The following is an 8,272-nucleotide window of genomic DNA, read 5'->3' on the forward strand; positions in this document are numbered from 1 at the left end:
CATGATTCGGCTCCTGCTGGAGAACGAGGCGGATTGCCTCATTCGCCAACATAAAACCGCGTGACCGGCCTCGCCCTGACCTCCCGCGTCGGACCGGAGCCCTCTACCGCGCGAGCGGTTTCGTTCAAGCGGCCACTAGCCGCCGTTGGAGGATCGGTAAATCTACGCTTCCGAGCGTCCGGAGTTCGTCATAAAGGAGACATCTGCTGGGATTCGCACGGCGCCGCCACCACTGCCGAAGCCACCGCCGAGGCTCTTTTGGTAGCGTACAGCCTATAAGGCACTGCATCGCTTTGCGCGCCATGTCCGAGGTGGCAATCTCATGACCACATGCGTGTGAAAAACGAGCCGAGCGTTTTAGCGAATTGGCGACCGGTCGCGCGTCCAACAGCTGCGCGCGGGCCACTTTCCGGATCGATCAGAAGGCATGACGCAGGCCCACCATGACCGCCACTGTCCCCATGCCTGGCGCTACCGGCTGACCGTAGGTAATCGCCTGGGTCATGTCGCCGTGGTTGTTCACCCAACCCACCTGACCATAAACCAGCGAGGTCTTGGATAGGCTGTATTCGGCGCCCCCGGTGGCCTCGAGTGACTTGTTCTTCGAGTTGTTCCTGTCCTTCAGGTAATACACGCCACTCGTGAGCTTCACCGCCGTCGACAACTGATAGCCGAGCCCGGCCGAATACAGGTCGAGGCTGGTGCCACCGAACGGATTCGCTGCATTCTTCGTCGCCGGGTTCGCGCCGTTGCTGTAGGACGCGGACATCGAGATGCCGTTGAGCGTCGTATATTTCGCACCCAGATACCAGTAGCGGTTGTTAAGAAGTCCGGTGGCAACCGTCGTCGCGCCAGGGTTGGTGTCGTGACCAACGTAATACACGGCCGCCAGATTCAGACCGTAGTTCGAGTACTTCAGCACCGCGGATTCGCGCGTGCCGCCCTGAAAGCTGCCCGCGACACCGCCCGGCGCGTATTCGAGCAAGCCCGACACGCCGTAGAATTTTGGTGACTCGTAGACGATCGCATTGCTGTCGTACAGCGCACCGATCGGCCCGTTGGTGCTGGTGCCCGGCCAGCCTGCCGCGGTGTTCATGCCGATCCACGCGGTCAGGATGCTGCCGAAATACTGCGCCGAGCGAACGTCTGTTTCCGCCATCGCGTAGGCCATCGGCACGAGCTGCCGGCCCGCATTGACCGAGCCGAACGGGCCTGACACGCCGACCGTCGCCACCTGGTTGAAGATCGCGGTCGCGCCCGCCGTATCGGCGAGGCCGGGCTTGCCGGTGCCGCTGTCGAACGCCCCTTGCAGCTTGAAGTTCACGTGATAGCCACCGCCAATGTCCTCGGTACCCTTCATGCCCCAGATGCTCGAGTAGACACCGCCATCCTTGAAGCGATAGACCGCTCCGAGGTTCTTCGCCGCCGGACTGAACGAGGCCGCCGCGGTGCTTTGATATAACAGCCCCGAATCGACGACGCCGTACAGCGTCACCGACGATTGTGCGTATGCCGTGCTTCCCATTGCAGCCACCGCGGCCGCCGCTGCCCATTTCACTTTCATTGCGTCTCCAGTTTTATTGCTTTGAAAACCCGTAACGAGCTGCATCCATGCTCAACACAAAAAAGACAGCCTGCCCCTCATTAGGGCAACAGATAGTCCTGAAACGCTTCGCGCAGCTGGTTCTTCAACACCTTGCCGGTGGCGCCAAGCGGCACCGCATCGACAAACACAACAGCGTCCGGTGTCCACCATTTGGCGATTTTTCCGTCGAAGAACGCGAGCAAATCCTCTGCCGTCACCTGGGCATTGGGCTGCTTCACAGCGAGCAGCAGCGGCCGCTCATCCCACTTCGGATGCTTTGCCGCAATGCAGGCCGCACTCGCGATCGCGGGGTGCGCGACTGCGATGTTCTCGATTTCGATCGAGCTGATCCATTCGCCGCCGGACTTGATCACGTCCTTGCTGCGATCAGTGATCTGCATGAAGCCGTCTGCGTCAATGGTCGCGACATCGCCGGTCGGGAACCAGCCGTGAGTTTCAGCGTCGATTTGAAGAGGGTTCCCGCCTTCATTGCGGAAGTAGTTGCGCACCACCCATGGGCCGCGCACCAGCAGATCGCCCGAGCTCACGCCGTCCCACGGCAGTTCCTGGCCGTTCGCGCCGACAATCTTCATATCGACGCCAAACACGGCGCGACCCTGTTTGGATTGGACGGCGCAACGGTCTTCCGGGTGCATCGCCAGGTGTTTGCGCTTCAGTGCGCCGACCGTCCCGAGCGGACTCAGTTCGGTCATGCCCCACGCGTGCAACACCTCTACGCTGTACCCATCCTGGAACTTGCGATGCATCGCGGGCGGGCAGGCTGCGCCGCCAACAACGGTGCGCTTCAGGGTCGAGAATGTCAGGCCGCCTCGTTCCAGATGCGTCAACAGGCCTTGCCATACTGTGGGCACGCCGGCCGCGAAGGTGACCTGCTCGGCTTCGACGAGCTCGTAGAGCGCTTGGCCGTCCAGCCCGGGGCCGGGGAAAACCAGCTTGGCCCCGACCATGCATGCGATATAGGGAAGGCCCCACGCATTGACATGGAACATCGGCACCACCGGCAGGATCACGTCGCGCGCCGAGCAGTTCAGGGCATCCGGCAGCGCAGCTGCATAGGTGTGCAGCACCGATGAGCGATGCGAGTACAGCACGCCCTTCGGATTCCCGGTGGTCCCCGATGTGTAGCACAACGTACAGGCGGTATCCTCGCCGAAGCTCGGCCACGCGTAAGTGGTGGAACTCCGATCGAGCAGATCCTCATAACACAGCAGGTTGGCAATGCCAGTATCCCGCGGCAAGTGCGCGAGGTCGGTCATCGCGATGAATGCCTTGACCGTCTTGCAGCTGCCGGCAATGACCTTGACCAGCGGCAGGAAGGTCAGATCGAAGAACAGGTACTGGTCTTCCGCGTGATCAACGATATAGGCAATCTGGTCCGCGTGCAGGCGCGGATTGATCGTATGCATCACCGCGCCCATGCCGGATATGCCGTAGTACAGCTCCATGTGTCGATAGCCGTTCCACGCCAGCGTGCCGATACGATCAGACGCCTTGACACCCAGGCGGGTGAGCGCATTGGCCACCTGGCGCGCACGGCGGTGACAATCGCGGAACGTATAACGATGGATGTCACCCTCCACCCGGCGCGACACGATTTCGGTATCCCCATGATGGCGATCCGCATGCACGATCAGCGAGGAAATCAGCAACTGCTTTTGCAGCATCAAACCGTTCATTTCGGCAGTCCATTCTCTAAAGCGGAGTTGCGAGGCGACACCGCGCTCCGAGGACGAGCCATCGACGTGCGTCCTTGCGGCGCCCGGTTAGCGGAGTCCTCCGATTGCGAGTGTTACGAATAGCCGAGCTTCTTTGCCTCGGCGAGCATCAGCTTTTCGACCAGACGGCGTGACAGCCGCTTCGCGTTGTACATGAGGCGCGCGAACGGCCCGACCAGCACGATCGCCTCTCCGACCATCACGGCATTGACGATCGCATCGGCGACGAGATCGGCACTTGCCCCGTTCTTCCGGTAGTAGGCCTGAAGCGTGGTCAACTGCGCGTCGCTGATTGCGTCTGCGACGTTGGCACGCGAACTGGTGATATCGGTGTTGATAACCCCCGGGCACACGGTGGTCACACCAACTGAAGTTCCGGCGATTTTCAGTTCCATCGTCAGCACGTCCGAGAATCCCAGAACGGCGGATTTTGTCGCCGCATACGCGCTCATGTTCGGTGCCGGCGCAATCGCCGCCAGCGAGGCGACGTTGACGATCCGCCTACAACCACCCGCCGCGATCATCCTTGGCAGGAAGTAGTGGCAGCCGTGCACCACCCCCATCACGTTGACGCCAAACGTGCGGTTCCATGATTCGAGCGGGCTGCCGATAAACGGCCCCAGATAGCCGATGCCTGCGTTGTTGACAAGGACGTCTACGGCGCCCACCTGATCGTGGACGGCATCGGCGAAGGCCTGCATGCTGGCCTGGTTCGAAACGTCGGCTACCCTGGCAAAGCAGTGAACGCCCAGCTCGTCGATCGCCTTGCGCGCCTCGTCCAGCCGCCGCTTATCGATATCGGTGATGACGAGATTTGCGCCTCGCCGCGCGAACGCCAGTGCGGTCGCATAGCCAATGCCCGCCGCCGCCCCCGTAACAAGGACCCGCTTACCCCGCAAAATACTGATTTTCATATGCATCTCATGAACTAGCGAACCTGAGCCGCCGATCGGCAGGCGGCCGTAAGGATTTGCGGCGCGCCGACCAGCGTGCGGTCAACCACCGAATGCCGTCAGGTCCTTGGGGATCAGGCGGTTTGCCTCGCAGTACGCGAGATAGCGCTCCATGCCTGTCTTCCAGTTTTCCTTCGCGATCACCTGATCGTTGTCGTTCAGGTAGAGGAGATCGCCCTGGACGATGTTCAGCGCGATGATCTCGTCATCGCCAGGCAATGCCAGCGGCGTGTGACTGGAGCCGGCCGTTTCGAAAACGATGCTGCCAGGACCCGCGACCCAGTCATGCTCGGCATATTTCCAGCGACCCTTTATCGTGTAGACGATGACCGTGCCGGTGTGATGGTGCTTCGGCATCTGCACGCCCGCGGGCGCCTTCAGAAGCGTGATGGTTTCGCCGCGTGTGGGGTCGAGCTTGAAGTACTTCACGAGGACATCAGTCGAGTACGGCGCGAACGGTACCCACGGAATCGACGCATCATCGACGCACTCGGTGGCCACTTTTTCATAAAACATGCTTGAGTCTCCAGATCAGGGTTTATCAGCGCTATCACGCGGAACACCTTTATTCGTACGATGTGCCCCGCTGTGCTTGCGTAACGACATGATCGAGCTTGAATAGCATCGCTGGCTTGGTCAGAATGAGACACCTGCTTGTCACTTTCAGACAGGCGAAATATTTGGCAACCAGACCAGATACGGAGACCAATTGTGGGCATCACTGCGGACCGTGTTCCCAGTCGCTACTACGCGGTGATTGGAGAGATTCTGCGTGCACACACTCCCGACTACGAGCGCTTGCTCGCGAACGCAAACATCAATGTGCAGGCTCTCGAGGACCCGGAGGGCACGCTCACGATCCCCGAGCTTGAAGCCCTCATTGACGTCGCATCCCGGATAACCGGGCGTAATGATCTGGGCTACGAACTGGGACGACAGGTTCGCCTCAATTCACACGGCCCGCTTGGCTACGCGCTGCTCAGCAGCCGAAACGTCGACGAGATCCTGCGGCTCGCGGTGCGCTTTTATCACCTGATCGTTCCGATTTTCACGATGCGCTATGAGCGGCGCGGAAAATACGCAGAAATCGGATTTACGCCCTCCGCGGTGATGCACAACCGCACGCTGCAGTTTTTCCTCGAAGCGCTAGCGATGTCGTTCCATGTGCAAGCCCAGATGCTGCTGGGAACGGACAACGAAGGCTACGACATTTATCTCTCGATGGAGGCACCGCCTCATGCCCACCGTTATCATGGGAACGGACCGGCGCGCTTTCACTTCGGCGAATCGCGGGTACCCGGCGTGACCGTCAGAATCTCGACCGAGATCCTGGACAAGCCACTACCCATGGCGGACGAGCGCGTCGTACGACAGGCAGAGGCCCAGTGTGAAGCACTGTCTCGCAGATCGCCCCGGCGAGGCGAGTGGGGCGAGTTCGTCACGATGATGGTGCGCGAGAGTGAGAATCTGCAGCTCACGCTTGAGGATGTGGCCCGCTCACTAAATATCACGTCGCGTACGATCAGCCGCTACCTCAGTCGGGAGGGTTTAAGTTTTCGCGATGTTTCGCAGCGTGTTCGTTTTGAGCGTGCATGCGAACTTCTGGAGGCCGGCGAATTGACTGTTTCACAAATCGCTTTCCGCCTTGGCTTTACGGACATCGCCAATTTCAGCCGGGGGTTCCGCCGTTACAAGGGCATCAGTCCCACCGGTTACGCTGAATCGCATCGATCCCAATGATCACTTAGATACCGGGCGCGGTGCCGCGCACGCCACATCCACGGCGTCGTGCTGCGCGGCACTTCCTGACAGCTGCGGCGAGAGTTTCACTCACTGTTCTACCGCAGCGGAAATTACCCGTTTGTCAGCTGCTGAACGGACGGGGGAACCCATTTCCCGTCAAGAACCTCCGCCTTTGGGTCGTATAGGCGCAGCATGAGTTTGAATCGACCTGGGGGGGCCGGAAGCCAGTTCGACACTTTTTCGTCGCTGGGCCGCGAATGTTGAAGCCATAGATCAAGCGAACCATCGGGATTGAAGTGCAAGGCGTCGCGATCGCCAATTGCATACCGTCTGATGGAGTTATCGACAAAGAACATTTTGTCGTCATACATCGTGAGCGACCAGAATGCCTTCGTGGGCGGTAGCCTGTCGCGGTCGAAATGCAGAACGTACCGGATTTCTCCGGTTAGCGGATTCCCCTTTGCGTCAATCGCGGTCATGGGATAGACCGCATCCTTCGGCCCGTTCGCTCCCAACCCAACAAGGCTCACAATGGCCCGTAGAGGATAGCGTGTCTCGTATTGCCCCAGGTTCAGCGGAATCCGCCAGCCATTGCGGACATTGAGCAGGACTTTGTCCATTCCGGATGTCGTCGCGCTGAACAACGCACGTTCTACTGGATTGATATCTGTCAGACCTTGGGTTCCCGGCGATCTCGCGTCGAACAGCGCCCGCACAAACCAGACCGAATCTTCGAGGGCACGACGTGTCGTCGGGTCCATCCGCTTCCAGACGAGCGGCTTCCCCGGTTCAATGCCGAGATGGCGAAGTTTCTCCACCATAGCCGCGTCCGCCGGACTTGGCGGATTGTCTCCCATCAGCATGGACATACGCGAAAAGTAGTCCTGTGCATTCAGGCGAGCGACCTGCGTCACAACGGGTGTTTGGGTATCGATCGACAGATCAGTGCGAAGCGTCGCGGCATCATTTTCCTGATGCTGCAGAAACCTCGAAAGCGGGACCAAATGGTATTGGGCCTGAACCTGGTGTACCGCAGCAAAATCTGTCGGGCCGCGTGTATAGGTGCGGCCAATGATCCAGTTCATGGCAGTGGGTGACTTTATCAGGATCATCCCGTCTGGTACGGCTCCGTTCCAACCTGGCCCGGAGATCAGGTACTGCTTCGCCTCAGCACCATACTGGCGGGTGCCTAGGGACGCGAACGCGTTTGTCCAGGCGTCCAGGACCTCCATCAGCACCCATCGATCGTGCATGTCCGGCATGCTGAGCACCATTGGCTCCGCCTGCAGATCAAGCCAGGCGATGCTGTACAGCGTATCGGCATTGGGAGCGACAACGTCTTTGAATGTATGGTCGGGAAATGCCTTGACATGACTGAACTGATTAGCCGGACCAGCTCCGGGTTTGCGTTGTACGTCACCCTCGGTCATCGGGGCGGGCGCGGTCATTACGCGCTTCGTCATGTCCATTGTGATCAATGGATACGCGTATAGATAAGCTTGCACCCCGTTTTTGAACGCCAGCCAATAGGGCAAATTTATAAGACTTACGATTCCGACGAAAGCAACAAAGGCAATCGGCACCACAATTCGCAGTTTAAGTCGACTAGTCATCGTTCTAATACCCAGCGTAACGAAGAAGTTGAAAGCCGCCCGACGATCATCGCCGGGCAACGCGTTTTCGGAGCGCGTCAAACGAGGACTTACCGGACGGCGTAGATGTCGCTCTGCTGAACCGGACGCGTCAGCACGCCTGCCAGCGCATTGCATGATGACGCGGTGCTGACGGTCGTGGCTTGGTCAGATCCAGACAACCGTTTATCATTTTCGGACAGCTGCGCAGCCACTTTCATCGTGTCGACCGTCTTACGGGCTTGAGCACGCAAGACAGTTCGAATCATGCTTGAAATCGATCACCTGCGTTTCCGATAGGAGCGAGGAAGATGCTGGAGCTGATCGGTCAATGGATTGCGGCGGCGCCCGTTGATGGAGCAGATGTTTTCCGCAGCAGCGAAAACGCCAGTCGGCCGCAGCAGCCGACGGCCCCCCCCTGAGCTAATTTTCTGAATGTCCGCTGTACACCTCTGAGCGGAAGGCGGGCAGTCGGAGGTCGATTGTCTCTTCAGGGTCGGCGAACGAAACCGCTCGCGCGGTAGAGGGCTCCGGTCCGACGCGGGAGGTCAGGGCGAGGCCGGTCACGCGGTTTTATGTTGGCGAATGAGGCAATCCGCCTCGTTCTCCAGCAGGAGCCGAATC

7 protein-coding genes are annotated in these 8,272 nt (G+C 59.6%); 1 reads left to right on the forward strand and 6 read right to left on the reverse strand.

Annotated elements, in window-relative coordinates; all coding sequences use genetic code 11:
* Positions 1–418 precede the first annotated feature (418 nt).
* The 4 genes from F6X40_RS40495 to F6X40_RS40510 form a co-directional block, all read right to left on the reverse strand.
* On the reverse strand, positions 419–1,564 hold the full coding sequence (locus F6X40_RS40495) for a porin (protein WP_187631750.1): 1,146 nt from the start codon (positions 1,562–1,564) through the stop codon (positions 419–421).
* A gap of 80 nt (positions 1,565–1,644) precedes the next feature.
* Positions 1,645–3,282 carry a 3-(methylthio)propionyl-CoA ligase gene (locus F6X40_RS40500; RefSeq protein WP_187631751.1) on the reverse strand — a complete coding sequence of 546 codons (1,638 nt, stop codon included), beginning with the start codon at positions 3,280–3,282 and terminating at the stop codon, positions 1,645–1,647.
* A 113-nt stretch (positions 3,283–3,395) separates the two neighbouring features.
* Positions 3,396–4,235, reverse strand: coding sequence for an SDR family NAD(P)-dependent oxidoreductase (locus F6X40_RS40505; protein ID WP_187631752.1), 840 nt, complete (start codon positions 4,233–4,235; stop codon positions 3,396–3,398).
* A gap of 81 nt (positions 4,236–4,316) precedes the next feature.
* Complete coding sequence (locus F6X40_RS40510; protein ID WP_187631753.1) at positions 4,317–4,790, reverse strand: 2,4'-dihydroxyacetophenone dioxygenase family protein; 474 nt, start codon at positions 4,788–4,790, stop codon at positions 4,317–4,319.
* A 195-nt stretch (positions 4,791–4,985) separates the two neighbouring features.
* Between F6X40_RS40510 and F6X40_RS40515 the strand changes: the two genes are divergently transcribed.
* Positions 4,986–6,014, forward strand: a complete 1,029-nt coding sequence (locus F6X40_RS40515; protein WP_316251894.1) for an AraC family transcriptional regulator — start codon at positions 4,986–4,988, stop codon at positions 6,012–6,014.
* A 113-nt stretch (positions 6,015–6,127) separates the two neighbouring features.
* Here F6X40_RS40515 and F6X40_RS40520 read toward each other — a convergent pair whose 3' ends face one another.
* Together F6X40_RS40520 and F6X40_RS40525 are read right to left on the reverse strand one after the other, a co-directional pair.
* On the reverse strand, positions 6,128–7,711 hold the full coding sequence (locus F6X40_RS40520; RefSeq protein WP_187631754.1) for a DUF1254 domain-containing protein: 1,584 nt from the start codon (positions 7,709–7,711) through the stop codon (positions 6,128–6,130).
* Positions 7,712–7,719: 8 nt separating this feature from the next.
* On the reverse strand, positions 7,720–7,917 hold the full coding sequence (locus tag F6X40_RS40525) for a hypothetical protein (RefSeq protein WP_187631755.1): 198 nt from the start codon (positions 7,915–7,917) through the stop codon (positions 7,720–7,722).
* Between the last annotated feature and the right edge of the window lie 355 nt (positions 7,918–8,272).

The organism is Paraburkholderia sp. UCT31 (genome assembly GCF_014397655.1).
Taxonomy (GTDB): Bacteria; Pseudomonadota; Gammaproteobacteria; order Burkholderiales; family Burkholderiaceae; genus Paraburkholderia; species Paraburkholderia tuberum.

What these genes read in the sequence shown, in the direction of transcription:
- F6X40_RS40495 (WP_187631750.1), bottom strand. Translation starts at nt 1,564, where the DNA reads ATGAAAGTGAAATGGGCAGCGGCGGCCGCGGTGGCTGCAATGGGAAGC.
- F6X40_RS40500 (WP_187631751.1), bottom strand. Translation starts at nt 3,282, where the DNA reads ATGAACGGTTTGATGCTGCAAAAGCAGTTGCTGATTTCCTCGCTGATC.
- F6X40_RS40505 (WP_187631752.1), bottom strand. Translation starts at nt 4,235, where the DNA reads ATGAAAATCAGTATTTTGCGGGGTAAGCGGGTCCTTGTTACGGGGGCG.
- F6X40_RS40510 (WP_187631753.1), bottom strand. Translation starts at nt 4,790, where the DNA reads ATGTTTTATGAAAAAGTGGCCACCGAGTGCGTCGATGATGCGTCGATT.
- F6X40_RS40525 (WP_187631755.1), bottom strand. Translation starts at nt 7,917, where the DNA reads ATGATTCGAACTGTCTTGCGTGCTCAAGCCCGTAAGACGGTCGACACG.